General features: G+C 63.4%; 16 protein-coding genes. 7 read left to right on the plus strand and 9 right to left on the minus strand.

Annotation, left to right across the window (positions count from 1 at the left end):
• Window positions 1-92 precede the first annotated feature (92 nt).
• From AC3WVQ_RS22095 to AC3WVQ_RS22120, 6 genes are all read right to left on the minus strand, one after another.
• Window positions 93-329, minus strand: coding sequence for a hypothetical protein (locus AC3WVQ_RS22095; protein ID WP_034799160.1), 237 nt, complete (start codon window positions 327-329; stop codon window positions 93-95).
• A gap of 119 nt (window positions 330-448) precedes the next feature.
• Window positions 449-1,174: a TfuA-like protein gene (locus AC3WVQ_RS22100; protein ID WP_492382977.1), complete on the minus strand. Its 726-nt coding sequence runs from the start codon at window positions 1,172-1,174 to the stop codon at window positions 449-451.
• Window positions 1,171-2,418, minus strand: a complete 1,248-nt coding sequence (locus AC3WVQ_RS22105; protein ID WP_492382978.1) for a YcaO-like family protein — start codon at window positions 2,416-2,418, stop codon at window positions 1,171-1,173. The genes AC3WVQ_RS22100 and AC3WVQ_RS22105 overlap by 4 nt, the downstream gene beginning before the upstream one ends.
• 7 nt (window positions 2,419-2,425) lie before the next feature.
• The gene (locus tag AC3WVQ_RS22110) at window positions 2,426-2,647 is read right to left on the minus strand and encodes a hypothetical protein (RefSeq protein ID WP_034799164.1); all 222 of its coding nucleotides are present in this window, start codon (window positions 2,645-2,647) and stop codon (window positions 2,426-2,428) included.
• Between the two features lie 32 nt (window positions 2,648-2,679).
• Entirely contained in the window at window positions 2,680-4,551 is a 1,872-nt protein-coding gene (locus AC3WVQ_RS22115) for an AfsR/SARP family transcriptional regulator (RefSeq protein ID WP_457578601.1), read from the minus strand.
• Between the two features lie 27 nt (window positions 4,552-4,578).
• Window positions 4,579-5,028, minus strand: a complete 450-nt coding sequence (locus tag AC3WVQ_RS22120) for a helix-turn-helix domain-containing protein (RefSeq protein ID WP_060521790.1) — start codon at window positions 5,026-5,028, stop codon at window positions 4,579-4,581.
• Window positions 5,029-5,455: 427 nt separating this feature from the next.
• Here AC3WVQ_RS22120 and AC3WVQ_RS22125 point away from each other — a divergent pair, with 427 nt between their 5' ends.
• The 6 genes from AC3WVQ_RS22125 (at window position 5,456) to AC3WVQ_RS22150 (ending at window position 14,164) form a co-directional block, all read left to right on the plus strand.
• Entirely contained in the window at window positions 5,456-8,038 is a 2,583-nt protein-coding gene (locus AC3WVQ_RS22125) for an SH3 domain-containing protein (protein ID WP_492382979.1), read from the plus strand.
• A 141-nt stretch (window positions 8,039-8,179) separates the two neighbouring features.
• Window positions 8,180-10,282, plus strand: coding sequence for a mechanosensitive ion channel family protein (locus AC3WVQ_RS22130; RefSeq protein WP_134886709.1), 2,103 nt, complete (start codon window positions 8,180-8,182; stop codon window positions 10,280-10,282).
• 36 nt (window positions 10,283-10,318) lie between these two features.
• Window positions 10,319-11,773, plus strand: coding sequence for an MltF family protein (locus tag AC3WVQ_RS22135; protein WP_457578603.1), 1,455 nt, complete (start codon window positions 10,319-10,321; stop codon window positions 11,771-11,773).
• Between the two features lie 103 nt (window positions 11,774-11,876).
• Complete coding sequence (locus AC3WVQ_RS22140) at window positions 11,877-12,158, plus strand: hypothetical protein (RefSeq protein WP_034799172.1); 282 nt, start codon at window positions 11,877-11,879, stop codon at window positions 12,156-12,158.
• 147 nt (window positions 12,159-12,305) lie between these two features.
• The gene (locus tag AC3WVQ_RS22145; protein WP_112772073.1) at window positions 12,306-13,403 is read left to right on the plus strand and encodes a glycosyltransferase family 4 protein; all 1,098 of its coding nucleotides are present in this window, start codon (window positions 12,306-12,308) and stop codon (window positions 13,401-13,403) included.
• Complete coding sequence (locus tag AC3WVQ_RS22150; RefSeq protein WP_060586100.1) at window positions 13,400-14,164, plus strand: polysaccharide deacetylase family protein; 765 nt, start codon at window positions 13,400-13,402, stop codon at window positions 14,162-14,164. Before AC3WVQ_RS22145 ends, AC3WVQ_RS22150 begins: the two co-directional genes overlap by 4 nt.
• Window positions 14,165-14,289: 125 nt before the next feature.
• Here AC3WVQ_RS22150 and AC3WVQ_RS22155 read toward each other — a convergent pair whose 3' ends face one another.
• Window positions 14,290-14,472: a hypothetical protein gene (locus AC3WVQ_RS22155; RefSeq protein WP_034799175.1), complete on the minus strand. Its 183-nt coding sequence runs from the start codon at window positions 14,470-14,472 to the stop codon at window positions 14,290-14,292.
• 96 nt (window positions 14,473-14,568) lie between these two features.
• A complete protein-coding gene (locus AC3WVQ_RS22160) occupies window positions 14,569-15,402 on the minus strand; it encodes an MBL fold metallo-hydrolase (RefSeq protein ID WP_192445294.1) in 834 nt (277 codons plus the stop codon).
• Between the two features lie 278 nt (window positions 15,403-15,680).
• On the opposite strand from AC3WVQ_RS22160, the gene AC3WVQ_RS22165 reads away from it, so the two are divergent.
• The gene (locus AC3WVQ_RS22165) at window positions 15,681-16,874 is read left to right on the plus strand and encodes a DUF3095 domain-containing protein (RefSeq protein WP_089043712.1); all 1,194 of its coding nucleotides are present in this window, start codon (window positions 15,681-15,683) and stop codon (window positions 16,872-16,874) included.
• A 35-nt stretch (window positions 16,875-16,909) separates the two neighbouring features.
• Here the strand turns inward: AC3WVQ_RS22165 and AC3WVQ_RS22170 are convergent, their stop codons facing one another.
• On the minus strand, window positions 16,910-18,247 hold the full coding sequence (locus AC3WVQ_RS22170; protein ID WP_192445296.1) for a nucleotide sugar dehydrogenase: 1,338 nt from the start codon (window positions 18,245-18,247) through the stop codon (window positions 16,910-16,912).
• Window positions 18,248-18,284 lie beyond the last annotated feature (37 nt).

Below are 18,284 nucleotides of genomic sequence, written 5' to 3' on the forward strand. Positions count from 1 at the left end.
CTATCTTCGTGTCATCGCTCAATCGCAAAGCCACGGGTCCGCGCAGGCGGACCAATCGCGGGATGACGGCAATCCCAAAAGCGGCGTGGAACTCAGCAGCGGCCGAGGCTCGGGCGCGTCAGCAACTCGTTGGTCAGATGCGCTCTCTGGCTGCCGCAGTCCTCGGCTTCCTTGAGCAGCGATGCGAGCGCGAGTTCGAGACAGTATTGCACGCCTTCGACGTTGAGGGTCTTGGCGGAGTCGCGCGCATAGGTGACAAGACGAGCCAGTGCCAAGAGCTCCTTTTCCTTGTCTTCCGGTTCTACCGGCACAGCAAATGAAGATAGCATGATTTTCCCCAGCTTCCTTTGGATCCGCAGATCCAGCCCACCGTGGCCAATCATAGCGTGACTTCGCGGCATTGCGCGTGACATGAGCGTGACACACGTTGTATGTGAAAACCACATCCTTAAGATGAAGCGTCAGGTTGACCGAACAACCTCTTCCACATGCTGGTAGAATTGAATTTCCAGCCTTGCGTTGCAACCGTCCGTTGGGTTGGCGTGTGTCGCAGTGCGTCCAGTAAATGTCGCGCGTCGATGCCCTTCTGGTCGACATATTCGCGCGCGAGCAGCGCGGTGAGACGGGCGGGGTCCGTCCCCGCCGGCAGTGCAACGCGCGCGACGATGCCCGCCCAGTTGCGCTCCTTGTAGAACATGGCGGACGCCGTCGCGCCCATCGATGCGATGAGCGCTGGGGCAAGGGCTTGGGTCTGCGAGAGGCGCTTGAGCGTCGCATCGACGTTGACGAGCGGGAGTGTCAGCGGCAGATAGCCGAGTTCGGCCGGGCCGTGGATCAGCGCAACATCGGCGTCGTCCACGCGGGCTCCTTCGGCGTATTGCCGGTAGATCTCGCCAATGCCGACCATGCCGAAAGGCGCGCATTCCGCCGCGCGCAGCGCGCCCATGCTCGCCGCGCCGAAGACCTGCACGCCCAGCGACAGCGCATAAAGGATTTCCTTGTGCCAGACGGGCGCAGCATTTTCGAAGTTGCCGTCGATAAGCCCGATCGCGGTTGCCCCGCCCTCAACTGCGCGCAGGACGTCGCCCTGAACGGCAGGTGGGAGGATTAGGACGCTCTTTTCCGCCACGTTTCGTGCGTCCGGCAGCGTCGGGCCAACAAAGACAACGTTCATCCGGCCTCCAGCGCACGGGCGAGCGCGCGTTCTCCGAAGCGACGCTTGCGCAGGCCGTCGGGATTTTCGAGGGCCGGAACGATGACCTTGACCACCGAGAAAGGTGCAACGCCTTCCATCAGCGGAACGACGACAACCGTTCGGATGCCAGCCGCTTCAAGCCGCAGCAGTACGTAATCGAGCAGCGCCTGAGGCCCGGCCGGGGCATCGGGTGCCGCCACGCTTGTCCGGAGCGGCACGGCGGCAAACAGGCCTCGCGTTTCCTCGGGAAGGTCGCGGGTGAAGGTTTCAGGGAACACATCGTCGCGGGCGCCGCTGATATAGGTAAGCCGCGACTGGGCGGCCTCGGTCACGGCACGGATGGCGGCGCGCCGTGCCACCGGGTGGGCGCCGTGGCCGATCGTGACGTCGTGATAACGCGGCTGCCTGGCCGAGAGAATGCCCGCTTCGGCGAGGGTTGCGGCATAGCAGGGGATGCCGATGTCGCTGGTCATGTCGAACAGGCGCAACTCCAGACCTGAAGAGGCGATCCGTTCCGTAAGGGCATCGAGGACAGGATCCTCCAAACTTCCCGGATCGATGCAGCCGCGGTGCTTGCCGTTCAGCGGCAGCATTCGCCACAGCGTTTCGGCGTCGCGCTCGATGCGCTCGAGCAAGCCGTGCAGGGTCGCCTCGGTCTCGGTGTTGCCCGAGGCCAGGCCATCGGAGGACTGCCAGTAACGATAACCGACGATCGTCCGGTCGAGGATTGTCGCTTCGCGCGGAACCCAGGTGGTTGCGCCGTCAAAGAGGTCGAAGCCACGGAGCCAGTCGATCGTTTCGTTGTCCTGAAGGTCCGCTTGCCCCGCCGAGATGAGCCCCGGCAGATGCAGCGTTCGATCGCCCGTTTCGGAAAGAGCCCGGCTGGTGGCCGTTCTTGCCACGGCCGACGGCGCGCAGGCCACAGCGCGCTCGATCGCCTCCATGGCCGCCGAAACCTTGGCGTCAACGTCGGTGATGCCTTTTCCCTGGTTGATGACGATCGATCGGGCGTTGGGCGACACGGCGCTCCAGACGGGAATGCCGAGCCGGTCGAGGCCGGTCAGCCGCGCAAGCCGGGTGACGCCGAGCGCCGGCAGGAATGCCTCGATCCGCCGGAACGTTTCTTCTGGCGGGCAGGCGCGATCGCTGTAGGAAAGCGGCTCGGCCGCCGGACGGCTGGAATGCTCGTCCGACGGCCGGCCAGTTTCAACGGCTTGTGCCACGCGTGGACTAGCCGTCCATGAACCCGCCGGAAACGGAGCCGGACGAGGCCGCAACCACGGCGAGATTGACGCCCTTGTGCACCATTGCCCCGCTGTTGTTACGCAGGTCGTTGGCCGCAGCCAGCGGCCCCTGCGTCGGCGTTGCGATCTGCGAGACCGTGCCCGCATCCAGATCCGCAACCCAAAGCCGGTTGTCACCCGCCAAACCGATCACCACTACTTTTGCCATTTTCCCCTCCTGGCCGTTGCTGATGTGAGAAATCAGAAGCCCGCCTTGCGCAGGCCCTCGCAATAATGAACGCGCTGCCATTCTTCCCTAAAGGGAACGATGGTCATCCACTTGTCGAGATCAAAGTCCGGATGCACGTCGAAAGTCTTGCGGACGAACTGGCGCGCTTTTTTCCGGTTGCCGAGCATGCCCCAACTTGCCGCCGACAGCCGGTCGGCAGGGGTCGAATCGCGCATGCGCTCGATATAGGCGATCGCCTGCTCATACTGGCCAAGCGAGTAGCTGGCGCCGGCCGCGGTCCAGAAATATTCGTCCGGCGCAATCGGGTTGAGATCGATTGCTGCCTGGATCTTGCGCAGGCCACCCTCGGGGCGCGAAGCTTGCACCAGCGTGTCGGCGTAGCTCGCAATCACGTTGGCGTGCTGAGGGCTCAGCGCCTCCGCCTTGTCATGGTATTCCATGCTCTCGTCGAACTGTCTCAAGTAGAGCTTGACGACGCCAAGCTCGCGATAGCCCGTTGCCAGCGTGTCGTCGGCCACCACCGCATCGCGCGCATGCCGTTCCGCAAGGGCCAGCAGCTCTGCGTCGCCGCGGGCTGTCAGCAGCCACTCGAAAAAATAGCTGCGGGCGAGCCCGCTCATCGCCGGCGCAAAGCCGGAGTTCTCATAGAGCGACTGGCGGAAACTCTTGCGCGCGCGCCGCAGCTCCGGAAGGTTGAGCTGCTTGAGATAGCGCTGCCCGAGGAGGAAGCTGCGGTACGAGCCGACATTGGTCTCGTAGGTCTGGCGATGGGTCTCGTTGCGCTCCACCTGGTTGGCGATCGCCAGCGCGATCTGGCGGGCGATTTCCCGCCGTGAGGCCATCAGCCCGTCGCCATCGAGATTGAAACGGTCGGCCCAGATCACTTCGTCATTGGCAAAGAAGATCAGTTGCGTGAAGAGCGTCAGCCGGCTGCCTTCGTCGGTCAGGCGCGTGTCGAGAATGTAGCTGATGGCGTGCTTCTGGTAGGTGCTGGCCTTGTCTGCCTGCAGGCTGATCTGTGCGGCCGTGTAGGGCGCGATCACCGAAACCGAGCGAAGCGCGCAAAGCCCGATCGTCACGTCCTCGATCAATGCGCTTGCAAATTGTGTTGCCGGACTGTCGTTCGCGCCGTTGTTCGGCGGCAGAAGGACGACGCGCGGCGGGCGCGAGTCGGCTGCCGGCTCCGACGTCGGCGCGATTATCGTCGAGACCGATCGCAATTCCGGCCTGTTGATCGCGATCGCGCCGCCGCCATTCGAGACAGCCCGTGCCTCCAGATGGTTGCCCTCAAGCTGAAACGCCTGGGTCAGGATCTTGCGCACGTCCTCGTCGAGCGGGTTGCGCTCGAGCAGCCGGGTCGCTGCCGCCTTGACCAGCTTGCGATGATTGTTCGTCGCCTCCGCTGCCGCAAGAAGCAGGCTTTCGCGCAGCAGCGCCATATGCTCGCCACGCTGCCGCTCGATCCAGCCATGCAGCGCCTGGCCCTGGGACTTCAAGTCCTTGAGGAAGTCTTCCTGGAAGGTTTCGACGGCCCACTGGAGACGGGAAAGTGGATCGCCCGCCTCACGCCCGATGGTATCGAGGTCGCTCTTGAGCCGGCTGGCGTCGAAGCGCACGGCCGACGGCGAGAAACTCAGGAAGTGACAGCCGAGTTCTTCCTGACGCGCGCTGATGCGGGAGACCGTCTTGCGCAGATTGACGAAGGCCTGGCTCGGGACGATCTCGTCCCAAAGGAGCTTGGCGACATCGTTTCTTGACTGCTCGCTGTGGCCGCCGACGATCAGATGACACAGGATCAGCAGACCCTTTTCGGGAAACGCTACCTCACGCCCGCCGTTATCGACGAGCCGCAAGCGCCCGAGGGTCTGCAGTCTGAATGTCATCCGGTCATTCCTGTCGGGCGCGGGTGCTTAGCCGTGCAGGTCCTGAGCGTGGCTCGTGCTTGAGCGGGCGGTCTCGGTCTCCGGCGTCTGGGCAACGGCGGCGACCAGCGAGATGATCTTCTTGCGCAGCACCGGGTCCGTGATCTTCAGGAAAGCGCGGTTGAGCGCGATGCCTTCCTTCGACGAAACGAAGGACGAGATTTCGCTCGGCTCGCGCGTTGTGTCGCCGTTGCGTGCGCCGGCAGGGTCTTCACCCTCCTGGAAGAAGAAGCTCGGGTGCACGCCGAGGATATCGGCGATCGCCTGCAGACGGCTCGCGCCGATGCGGTTGGTGCCTTTTTCGTACTTCTGTACCTGCTGGAATGTGATCCCGAGACCGTCGGCCAGCTTCTCCTGGCTCAGTCCGGCCATCAACCGACGCATCCTGACGCGGGAACCGACAAAGACATCGATCTGGCTGGGGGCTTTCGTGTTCACTTGTATTTCCTCCGCACGTAGGAGTGGTCAAATCATACATATGAGTTTGCTTGAATAAATGACTCTATGCAATCACTACGGGCTAAAACACAAAGATTTGCGACGCTTTAATGATTTTACCCGGGGAGACGGGATAGCGACCGTCGCGATCGAGACAGAAGCGGGCAACCTGAAGGACCGGGGAGGGGTGGTGAAACGGCATGCGCCCCTGCGGCGCTCCGAATCGTTCCGGTATCCGGCGTTTGCTGCGGCACGCTCCGCTCCGTTGCGTCTAACTTCTCGGCGACCCGTTACGGTCGCCGTTACTGTTACGTACTTGCGCTTTGGCGATGGGCAAAGATGTCTATGGCTCAACCAGTTCCGGTGCCAGCTTCGGCTTCAGTCGTTGCGGGCGCGGGTCGGCCGCCCGGGATCTCGGAGAACCGTAATGCGCAGACTGACACTCGCCTTCACCCTCCTCGCGATTGCCGCGGTTCCGGCGCGGGCCGGGCCGGCAACGACGAGCGCCTCAGTCAATTTCCGGGAAGGACCGGGAACCGCCTCCAACAGTCTGGGGACGATCGCCGAGGGAACCGAGGTCGATGTCAAGGAATGCGACGATGCGGGCACCTGGTGCGCGGTAAGCTTCAATGGCCAGAACGGCTTCGTGAGCGGCAAGTACCTGAACGATGCCGATCCCAAGGGGCTCGGTTGGCCGCGCGCCTACAAGACCGATAGTGGCGCGACCATCACGCTCTATCAGCCGCAGATCAACGCCTGGAAGGATTTCACCGAACTCGATGCGCTGATCGCCGCCGAATACAAGCAGTCCGACGACGCCAAGCCGATCTTCGGCGTGGTTGGCGTTACTGGCAAGACCGATGCCGACAGCGCCTCCGGCCAGGTCGTCGTTTCTGATATCAAGATGACCGAGATCAACTTCTCCGTCCTCGACCGGAAGGAACTGGCGGATCTGACGCTCGAGGTCGGCAAGCTGATGCCGGTCGGGACGATCACCATTTCGGAGGACAAGCTGACGGCGAGCCTCGCCGACTACCAGCGGCTCGGCAATGTCGAGGGGTTGAAGGCCGACGCGCCGCCGATCTTTATCAGCAAGAAGCCGGCGATCCTGGTGCAGACCGACGGCAAGGCCGTGTTTGCCCCGGTCAAGGGCGTCGAGGGGCTCTCCTTCACGGTCAACACCAATTGGGATCTGTTCAAGGTCGAGGCTGACGCCACTTATTACCTGCGCAACGACAAGTCATGGCTGCAATCGAAGGATCTCGCCTCGGGATGGCAGTCCGCCTCGTCGCTTCCCGACATACTCAGCAAACTGCCGGACGACGACAACTGGAAGGATGCCAAGGCGGCGATCCCGCCGCAGGCGGACAAGGTGATCGTGCCCGACGTCATCTATTCGGACAAGCCGTCGGAACTGCTCGCCTTCGACGGTGAGCCGAAACTCGAACAGGTGCCGGGCACCGGTCTCAAGGTTGCGACCAACACCGAGAGCGACGCCTTTTACCGTGACGTTGACTCAAGCTGGTACATCCTCGTATCCGGTCGCTGGTTCGCGAGTACCGCGCTCGACGGCCCCTGGACCTTCGCGACGCCCAAGCTGCCGCAGGACTTCCAGAACATTCCGCAGGATGCCGCCTATTACACGGTGCGCGCGTCCGTTCCCGGTACCTCCGAAAACGCAGAGGCGCGGCTGAAGGCGAGCATTCCCGAAAAGGCGCGTGTCTCGCTCGATGGCTCCGTCACGGTGGACGTCGCCTATAGCGGCGACCCGAAGTTCAAAACGATCGACGGGACGTCCCTGACCTACGCGGTCAACACCAACGAGACCGTCATCAAGGTCGGCGACAAGTATTTCGTGCTCAAGGACGGGGTCTGGTTCGTCGGCGATGCACCGACCGGGCCGTTCGCTGTGGCAAAGGCGGTGCCGGACGAGATCTATACCATCCCGCCGTCGTCGCCGATCTACAATGCCACCTATGTGCGCATCTACGATACCGAGCCCGACGCGGTCTGGTTCGGCTATACGATGGGTTACCTGGGTGCCTATCTCGCCTGGGACACCTTCGTCTACGGCACCGGCTGGTACTATGACGACTATTGGGATTACGGCTGGGCCGGTGGCGGTTACTGGCCCTATTATCCACGCCCGGTAACCTATGGGGTCGGCGCCTTCTATAATCCGGCCATCGGTACGTTCGGCCGCTATGGATATGCCTACGGGCCCTATCGCGGCATTGCTGCCGGTGCGGCCTACAATCCGCGCACGGGCACCTATGTTCGCGGCGCGGCCGGCTACGGACCGAACGGAGACCGCGGCTTCGTCGCCGCCTACAATCCGCGCACCGGCAACGCGGCGATGGCTCGCGGCGGACATAACGTCTACGGAAGCTGGGGCACCGCGGCCGTCAAGCACGGGTCCGATTTTGCCCGCATCAGCGGCGGCTCGACCGCCAATGGCGCCGGCGTCAATTGGCGCACGTCGGACGGGAACCATGGCTTTGTCGCCGGCGGCAAGGGCGGCGACGTCTATGCCGGCCGTGACGGAAACGTGTATCGTCGTGACGACGGACAATGGCAAAAGCGTACGCCCGACGGTTGGCAGCCAGTCCAGAAGCCTTTGATCCAGGATAGGACCAAGGCGGGCGAGCAATTCTCCGCCAATCATCCGGATGCAGCGGAGAACATCAACCAGAGGATCGAGACGCGCCAGCAAGCCGGTCAAGGCGCGGACCGCGAGCGTGCCCCCGACCATCTGGCGATCGACAATATCGGCCGGCAGCTCGGCAACCAGCGCAGCTTCGAGCGGCAGTCGTTCGGTCAGCGGCCGCTGAATTTCCCGACCGGTGGCGGTGGCGGCTTTGACCGCCCGGGCGGCTTCGGGGGCGGCGGCTTTGACGGCGGCGGTTTCCAGGGTGGTGGTGGATTTGGCGGTGGGGGTGGCTTCCATGGTGGAGGCGGTTTCCACGGAGGCGGTGGGTTCCACGGTGGCGGTGGCTTCCGTCGCCGCTGACCGCGTCGCATTTGGCGTTGACGCAACAGCCCGGTGGTATGTTAGCCTTTGTAAAGATTGGGAGTCGTGCCGGTCGGGGGACGGGCATGTTCGTCGGGGGTGATGAGAATGGGCTGTGTCGGGTCGTCGGGTCGCTTGCTTATGGGGCCGGTCTTCGGTCTCGTGGCTTTTCTTTCCGCTGTTTTCGGGCTGGTTTCGCCAGGGCTGGCGCAGCAAGCCGCGCCGGCGGCTCCGCCCGCAAAGGTCCAGCAGCTGATCCAGCTTCTCGATGATCCGGAAGTGAAACAGTGGCTGTCGACGAAACAGGCCCCGCCCGCCACTGCGGCCGAAGCTCCGGCCGGAACGCCCGCAACCGGTGTCGTGGCGCGTTGGACCGCCGAAATCAGGCGTCATCTGACCGGCATCGGCAACGCCGTGCCGCGTGTCCTTCCGGAGATGCAGGCGGCGCGCCAGCGCCTTTCCGGCGACATGGAGAGCCATGGCGCCGCTCCCATCCTCAAAGGGTTTTTCCTGATCCTGGCGATCGGCTACGGCGCCGAATATCTCCTGCGCTGGCTGCTCGGACGCAGCCTGAAGGGGGCCGTGCTGACGGGGCCGGCCCGCACCATGCTCACACGGCTTCTGCCGCTTATAGTTTTTGCGGCTGCCAGCATGTCGGTGCTGGCGATCGCCGACTGGCCGACGCGGCTGGAAACGACGATCGCGCCGCTGCTCGGCGCCTGGATCGGAGCACGCCTTTTGATGATCATCGCCTCGGCGGTCCTGACGGGGGGACCGGTCAACGAGGGGAATGCGGACGGGCGAGGCGGTTACCTCTCGCTCACGCCCGATGAGGCCAGCTTCTGGCACCGGCATGCCCTATGGCTGATCGGTGGGGGGGCGCTCGTCTGGGGTGTCGGCGACGCGATGAGCGCGTTGTCGATTTCCGCGGACGTGCGCAATCTCATCACCGCGCTTCTTGGGCTCGTGGTCCTCGCGCTCGGGATCCTCACAGTCGTGCGGCGTCCGGTGGGGGCCGTTGTCGGTTCGCGCCGTATCGTCGGCAACGTGTTCCTGGTTGCGTTCCTGATCGTGCTTTGGCTGCTTTGGGTCGCCGGCATGGACGTGCTGTTCTGGATCGGCCTTTACGTGATCGGCTTGCCGCCGCTGCTGCGTTTCACGAGCGCCTTTACCAAGACGATGCTGGATAGCTCGGCAGAGGACGATGCGCGCGTGGTGCGCAACATCTTCATCGAGCGCGGGGCACGGCTGCTGGTCATCGCGCTTGCCGCCGGCTGGCTGGCGCTCGTCTTCAAGGTCAGCGCCACGTCTATGATGCAGGACGACGCCTTCAATCGGGTGTTCCGCGGCGTCCTGGCGGGTATCGTCATCCTGCTGGCTGCAGATCTGGTCTGGCAGCTCGTCAAGGGTTTCATCAACCTGCGCGTCAAGCAGGCCAATCACGCGACCGAGGATCCGGCCGAGCGCGCCCGCAACACCCGCCTGATGACGTTGCTGCCGATCCTGCGTAACTTTCTGGCAGCCTTCATCGCGATCGTAGCCGTGCTGATGGTGCTCTCCGGCCTTGGGGTGGAAATCGGCCCGCTGATTGCCGGCGCCGGTGTCTTCGGCGTGGCGATCGGCTTCGGCTCGCAGACGCTGGTCAAGGACGTCATCAGCGGCATCTTCTATATGATGGACGATGCCTTCCGGATCGGCGAATACATCCAGAGCGGCAGCTACAAGGGCACGGTCGAATCCTTCAGCATTCGCTCGGTCAAGCTCCGGCATCATCGCGGTCCCGTGTTCACGGTGCCTTTCGGCTCGCTCGGCGCGGTGCAGAACATGAGCCGCGACTGGGTGATCGACAAGTTCCTGATCAACGTTTCCTTCGATGCCGACGTCGCCAAGGTGAAGAAACTGGTGAAGGGCATCGGCGCCAAGCTGCTCGAAGATCCGGATATCGGGCCGCTGATCCTGGAAACGGTCAAGATGAAGGGTGTCGAGAACTTTGGCGACTACGGCATGACCTTGAGTTTCGCTATGAAGACGAAGCCGGGGGCACAGACCCAGGTCCGGCGCCGGGCGCAGGTGATGATCAAGGAATCCTTCAAGGAAAACGGCATCAACTTCGCCTCGCCGACCGTGCAGGTGGCGGGCGACGAGCAGCAGCAATCCGTCGCCGCGGCCGCCGCGACCCGCGACGCCATCGCCAAGAAGAATGCGGCCGCCGCGCTTGGCGAAGGCGGTCCGCCGCAGGAATAGCATTTCGGCAACAGGGTTCTCGGGCTGGGGGCTGACATGAAACGCGTTCTCTTGGGGCTGCTGCTTCTCGTGTTCTTCACGGGAAGCGGCGCCTTGGCACAGTCGAATGAGCAATTCCTTCGCTCGATGTTCGTCCCCCACAAGGACGACTTCGACGGAATGGAAAAGCGGCGCGTGATCCGCATCATCGTGCCTTTCAGCAAGACCATCTATTTCCTCGATCGCGGCCAGCAATTGGGCACGGCCGTCGACTTCGGAACGGCGCTCGAACACGAACTCAACAAGGGGAAGAAGAAGCAGATCGACAAGATCCGCGTCGGGTTCCTGCCGATGCCGCGGGCGCGTCTGCTCTCGGCGCTCGAAGAAGGGCTTGGCGATATCGTCATGGCCAATCTGACGATAACCGAGACGCGGCTTGCAAAGGTCGATTTCACCGCGCCGCTGTTCGACGAAGCCAAGGAGGTGCTGGTCACCGGCCCTTCGGCGCCGGCGATCACAAGCGTCGACGATTTGAGCGGGCAGGAACTGCATGTGCGCCGATCGAGCAGTTATTACGAGCACCTGGCGGCGCTCAGCGCCGGCTTCGAAGAGGCCGGTCGCGCGCCGATCACGCTGAAGGACATGGATGAGAACCTCGAGGACGAAGACGTCCTGGAGATGATCAATGCCGGCCTGCTGCCCTGGACGGTCGTCGACAAATACAAGGCGGACATCTGGGTGAAGGTGTTCACCGACCTCAAGGTGCGCGACGACATCGTCGTTTCCGACCACGGGGAGATCGCCTGGGCGATCCGCAAGGACAGCCCCAAGCTTAAAGGTGTGCTCGACGACTTCGTCAAGACCCACAAGGTCGGGACGACCTTCGGCAACATCCTGAGGAGCACCTATTACAAGGGCGACAAGATGCTGAAGCGCGCCTATGCGCCAGCCGATGTCGAACGTTTCAAGCAACTCGTGGAAATCTTCCGCACGCACGGGAAGACCTATTCCTTCGACCACCTGATGCTGATGGCGCAGGGCTACCAGGAATCGCAGCTCGATCAGTCCCGCCGCAGCCACAGGGGCGCGGTCGGCATCATGCAGTTGCTGCCATCGACCGCTGCGGACAAGGCCGTCAACATTCGCGGCATCGATAAGGACGAGAACCTCAACGTCGAAGCGGGCTCGAAATATCTGCGCTACCTTGTCGATACCTACATCGACGACCCGGCCGTCACGCCGAAAAACCAGATGCTGTTTGCCTTCGCGGCCTACAATGCCGGACCGGGAAACCTGCGCAAGTTCAGGGCCAAGGCCAAGGATATGGGGCTCGACCCGAACCTCTGGTTCGGCAATGTCGAGAATGCGGCGGCGGCGATCGTCGGGCGCGAGACGGTGCAATACGTCAGCAATATCTACAAATACTATGTCGCCTATAGCCTGCTCTCGGAGCATGATACGGAAACCACGGTCGAGAAGGCCGGCAGCACAGGGGTGGCTGCAACGCCTTAGCGAACGCGGCGGCGCGATCTGGCCGCGCTGGAAGAAGAGAAACGAAACAAGGAGTGGCAGGCACGGAGCGGTCCACGGACGGCGATGGGGCTGCCAGGTGATCATGGTGAAAAACATCCGCAGCCTTGGCGGGCTGTTTGGTCTGCTTGCTCTGTCCGCGGTGACGCTTGCGGGCTGCACGACGCCGGACCTGGAGCCGATCCCCGGCAGCATCACCTATGGCGGGCAGCCGCGCACGAAGCTGACGAAGGCGCCCGTCGGCAGCATCGTCCCGCACCGCTTCACGAGCGGCAACAGCTTCGTTCAGGAAACCTATGTCATCGAGCCGGACCGTTCGCTGAAACTGATCCGCCGGGACTACTACGATTTGCCGATCGACCGATGAACCGCTGGCGGTCGGGCCTGGTATCCCCTTGGCTGCAGACGGCGGCGCGGACGCATGCTTTCCTCTCCCGCGATCCCACCGGAAAGCGGCAAGCTCCCGGCGCGGTCGGTTGACAGGCCGCCGCGGAGAAACGATAGCTCGCTGCGGATGAAGATCGCCTTTTACGCACCGCTGAAATCCCCAGACCATCCCGTTCCTTCGGGTGATCGCCTGATGGCGCGCATGCTGGTTGCAGCACTCCGTGCGGGAGGGCACGAGGTCGCGGTCGTCTCGGACCTGCGCAGCTTCATGGCGGCCGCGTCGGACGTAGATTTTCGTGAACTGGAGCAAGCGGCGGCAGGCGAGATCATCCGCCTCCGGCAGGGGTGGATGCGCGACGGCGCCCCCGATCTATGGTTCTGCTACCATCCCTACTACAAGGCGCCGGACCTGCTCGGTCCTTCGCTTGCCGCCGAATTCACCATCCCCTACGTGACGGCAGAGGCCTCCTACTCGGCGCGGCGAAACGAGGGCGTGCGCGCGATCGCCCAACGCCACGTGCTCCAGGCCATCGAGCAGGCGGCAGTCAACATCTGCCTGACGCGCCGGGACCGGGATGGCCTGCTGGAGGCCGCGCCCGACTGCCGCCACGCGATGCTTGCCCCCTTCATCGATGCCGCCCCTTTCGTGCCGGGCGGCGGAAGCACGGATGACCTCTGCCGCATGGTCGTAGTCGCCATGATGCGCAGCGGCGACAAGCTGGACAGCTACCGCATGCTGGCGCAATCGCTGACACACATCGCCGATAGCCGCTGGACCCTGACGATCGTCGGCGACGGTCCGTGCCGCGACGAGGTGCAACAGGCCTTCTCGGCCTTGCCGTCCGACCGGCTGGACTGGCTCGGCGAAAGGAGCGCTGCCGATCTGCCGGCTATTCTTGCCGGCAGCGACCTCTACGTTTGGCCGGGCTGCGGCGAGGCCTATGGGCTTGCCTATCTCGAAGCTCAGGCGGCGGGCCTGCCAGTCGTTGCGCAGAATACCGCCGGCGTGCCGGAAGTGGTCAGGGACGGCGAGACAGGGATCCTTACGCCCGACGGCGATGCCACCGCCTTTGCGGCGGCGATGCGCGCGCTGATAGAGGATCCGGTCCTTCGGCGGAGATTGGGTACGGCTGCCGGACGGTTCGTCCACGACGAACGTTCCTTCCCTGCCGCGGCGCGGCGGCTGCGCACGATATTTGACGAGCATCTGGAGGCGACGGCATGAGACGACCCCATTGGCAGCAGCTTGCCGTCGCGCTCGACCGCGTGGCCGCGTCCGGTCGACAGGTTGATTTCTGGCTGCGGGACGACGACGCCGCCGAGCCGACGGCAGCACTCGACCGCCTGTTGTCGCTGGTTGACAAGCACCTGGTTCCGGTGGTCATCGCCGTGCCGCCCGCGCTGACGGGCGAGGCGCTTGCGCGCCGCCTCGATGGACATGCCGGCGTCAGCGTCGCGGTGCACGGCTGGGCGCACCGCAACCATGCTCCGCCCGAGGAAAAGAAACAGGAACTCGGCGCGCACCGGCCACGCTCAACGGTTCTCGATGAACTCACGGAGGGTTACGCGCGTCTCCAGGCGCTGTTTCCGCGCAGCTTCGTGCCGATGCTGGTGCCGCCGTGGAACCGGATCGACGGCGCGCTTCTGGATGACCTGCCCGGGGTCGGTTTTGCGGCGCTGTCGGTCTTCGGTCCGGAAAAACCCTCGCTCTTCAAGCTCGTCAACACCCATGCCGATGTGATGGATTGGCAGGGAACACGCGGCTGCCGCGAGCACGCGGCGATTGTAGCAGACATCATCGCCAGGCTAAGGCAGATCTGCGGTGACGATGAAAAGAGGCGGGATCAGGCCGGGCGAACCATCGGAGTGCTCACCCATCATCTGGTTCACGACGCCGGCGTTTGGTCCTTCATGGAGGAGCTCTTCACGCTTACGGCCGCGCATCCGGCCTGTCGCTGGCGGACCGGAGCCGATCTCATAGCTTAATGATCCTTTCGCTGGCGGAAGCGTAGTTTGGCCAGCTGCCGCGACAAACAGTAGGGACGCTTGCCGCCATGTCAGGGAGGCGCGGCCGTCGGATGCGACGGCCCATGTTTTGCTGGAACACCACCTCAGCCGCTACCGGGTACGACAGTGTCGTCATCGTTGTCCGGCAGCAACCCTGAGCCGGGGGTCTTGGTCTTGTCGGTCAGTCGATCCTTTGCATGAGGACCTGCGGTTGGAAGATGCTGCCCACCCGACGGATCCTTGCCGGTTTCCTCGATCGCCTGCTGGGCCTTCTTGTCCTTGCTCATGCGGCGCTCCTTCTTTGGAAAGAAGGAATCCACGAGGCGTGAAATAGTTCCGGCCCGAATTTCGGGTAAAGGACATCCCGACGCGATTTCAGATGCTCAATCGAGCTCGACGATCTGTCCGTCGCGGGCGGCAAAGGCGCCGGGGAATGTCGCCTGGACATCGCGTTCCATGGCGGCCAACGCCTCATCGGTGCGCGACGGATCGTGGTGGAACATGGCGAGCTGCTTGACGCCGGCGGCCATCGCCAGTCGTGCGCCATGCATGCCGGTCGAGTGTCCGTAACCCTGAAAATGCTCCATCTCGCTTTCGAGATAGGTGCAGTCGTAGACGAACAGGTCGGCCCCGGCGATCAGTTCGAGCACGCCGGGATCGAGAACGCCCGGCTCGTGCTCGGTATCATAGACGAGCGCGACGGCGCGGCCATTCCATTCGATCCGGTAGCCGACGCAGCCACCGGGATGATTGAGGCTCATCGTGCGGATGGTGACGCCGGCACGCGGGGTCAGCACGTCACCGGGTTTGAAGTCCATGCCGTCGAGGCTCGCTTGACAGATGTCGGGATCGACCGGGAACCACGGCGGGCGCATGAAATCGCGGATCATCTCCCGCGTGGTCATGGTGCCGTGCAGATGGCCTGACCAGAAGCGCACCGAATTGCGACATTTGTAGATGGGTTTGAAATAGGGAAGACCGATAATGTGGTCGTAGTGGCTGTGAGTGAAGAATAGATCGAACTCTTCGACACCTTCGGCGATCAACGCATATCCCGCCTCGCGCAGGCCAGAACCGGCATCGAACAGCAATACGTCCTTACCGCATCGAATCTCGATGCAGGATGTATTTCCCCCATAGGCGACGTACTGTTGGCCGGAGACCGGCAAACTTCCTCTTACGCCCCAGAACCGCACTCGAAAGTTGTCGTCACGCATTCAGTTTCGGCTTCACTACGCACACTTGGATCATTTTGATCCTTGTATGACTGTTAAACAAGCACAGATGGCCACACCCCTGCAATGCCGTGGGTCATTATTTGGAAACTAACCTTCGCGTCGCCAAGTTCCGCTCCGGCCCGATCCGCTTCTCGCACAACCACTAGGCCGCCGAAACGGACAGAGGTGTCCCCCTGGTAACAGCCAACGAAACTTTTTGTTGCGCTCCTGCGTGAATTATCTGACGAACGTTAAGGGAGAGCGAGATCGAGGCGCTGATGGCTGAGGCAATGGAAGGGCGATTTTACGATAGCGTGCCGCTGTTCGCCGCCTTCGAAGGCGTCGCGGACGAAGCGAATTACCGGCCGTTGCCGGACGGCTGGCTGCTTGCCGTGGCCGATATCGTCAACTCGACCGGTGCGATTGCCGACGGCCGCTACAAGACAGTCAACATGGCTGGCGCGAGTGTCATATCCGCCCTGATGAACGTGCTCGAAGAAAAGACAATGCCCTTCGTATTCGGGGGGGATGGCGCCTTGGCGGCGCTGCCGGCATCGATGGCCGACAGGGCCCGCGACGCGCTGGCTGCAGTGAAAACCTGGGTGGCGGAGGAACTTGACCTTGAGTTGCGGACTGCGCTCGTTCCGGTCAGCGACATCCGCCAGCACGGGCTCGACATGCGTGTCGCCCGCTTCAAGGCCAGCGACGAGGTTTCCTACGCGATGTTTGCGGGCGGCGGGGCAAGCTGGGCCGAGGCGGCAATGAAGGCCGGGCGCTATCACGTCGCGGCAGCGCCTGCCGGCAGCCGGCCGGACCTGACCGGCCTTTCATGTCGCTGGAACTCGATCGAGTCCTGCCACGGCACGATCGCCTCGATCATCGCGGTGCCGGGGGCGAAGGGCAACGGACCGGAGTTCCAGGCGCTGATCGCCGACATCGTCGCGCTTGCCGACGAGGAAGATCGCGGCGGGCACCCCGTTCCCGAGCTTGGGCCGACCGCGCGGCTCTCGTTCCAGGGGATCGACATCGAGACGCGTGCGGCCGCTCCGCGAGGGCGACGTTTCCTGAAACGTTGCATTATCACCGTGCAGACGCTGGCACTTTTCGTCTGCCTTCGCATGGGCTGGAACTTCGGTCCTTTCGATACGAACCGGTATCGCCGCGACCTTGCCGACAACACCGACTTCCGTAAATTCGACGACGGCCTGAAAATGACGATCGATATCAGTGCCCCGTGCCTCGAACGGATCGAGGCGCGGCTGCAGCGGGCAGAGGCAGAGGGCGTCGGACACTATGGCCTGCACCGGCAGGATTCGGCGCTGATGACCTGCATCGTGCCGACGCCGATGACCCGCGACCACATACACTTCGTCGACGGCGCCTCTGGAGGCTATGCGGTGGCGGCGAGCAATCTCAAGGCCGCGCTGGCGCGCAACAAGGCTACTCAACCCTTTGCGGGTGGCGCCGGCTAGCTGTTGTGGCCACAGGGATGCGCACGACCGTTGCGCTATGCCTTGATAATGTGGCTGCCCGTCAGGCCGTTTCGATGGAAGACGTTGCGGGTATCGACGACGAGCGGCGCCCACTTGGCGAGGGCTGCGTAGTCCACCTGGTCGTGGTCGGTGGCGATCAGCACGGCGTCGAACGCCGCCACCGTGGGCTCGTCGAGCGTCACTGAACTCCGGCCCTTCAGAGCGGCATATTCGCGCGTCGGCGGGATCTCGGTAACGTAGGGGTCGTGATAGGCGGTGTGGCCGCCGCGCTCCTCGATCAGTTCGATCAGGCGCAACGATGGGCTCTCGCGAATATCGGGAACGTTCTTCTTGTAGGCGAGGCCGATGACGAGAACGGTGGAGCGGCTGAGCGCCTTGCCGGCGTGCCGGTCCAGCGCCTCGGCCAGTCGGCTGACGACGTGGCGCGGCATGGCCGAGTTGATCTCGCCGGCAAGCTCGATGAAACGCGTCGGCAGTTCGTATTCGCGCGACTTCCAGGTGAGGTAAAAAGGGTCGATCGGAATACAGTGGCCGCCGAGGCCGGGGCCGGGATAGAACGGCATATAGCCGAACGGCTTGGTTTTGGCGGCCTCGATCACTTCCCAGACGTCGATGCCCATCGCCTCGTAGACAATCTTCAATTCGTTGACGAGCGCGATGTTGACCGAGCGGAAGATGTTTTCGGTGAGTTTCACGGCTTCCGCCGTGGCGTTGGACGAGACCGGAACGACCGTCTTAACCACGGAAGCGTAGAACGCCTCCATCAGCTTTGCCGCCTCGGGGCCGTCGCCGGCGACGACCTTCGGAATGCTCACGGTCTCATAGACCGGGTTGCCCGGGTCTTCGCGCTCGGGTGAAAAGCCGACGAAAAATTCGGCGGCGGACTTGAACCCGGTTTCCTCGAGGATGCTGCGCACGATGCCATCGGTCGTACCGGGGTAGGTGGTCGATTCCAGGACGATGAGCTGCGCGGGACGCAGGGTTGCGGCGATCGCGCGCGACGTCTTTTCGACAAAGGAAAGGTCCGGGTCGCGATATTTGGTCAGGGGCGTCGGCACGCAGATGATGATGACGTCGCAGCCGGACAGTTCGAGGAAATCCGTCGTGGAACGGAAACGGCCAGCACCGCTCTCCCGGGCAAGGACAGCGTCCGAGACCGCCCCGATGTAGGACTTGCCCGCATCGAGCGCGACGATCTTGCCGGGATCGATGTCGAAACCGATGACGGAATAGCCCGCGCGCGCTGCCGCAATCGCCAATGGCAGGCCGACATAGCCGAGCCCGATGACGCCGACCTTGGCGCTCCGGTCGGAGATGGACGACAGCAGGCTTTCGAAATGAGGTGAGGTCAAGTTTCGGTTCCGGATCTCGTGGACAGACAGGCGCGGC

It is taken from the genome of Ensifer sp. EB106-05-01-XG146 (genome assembly GCF_058791875.1).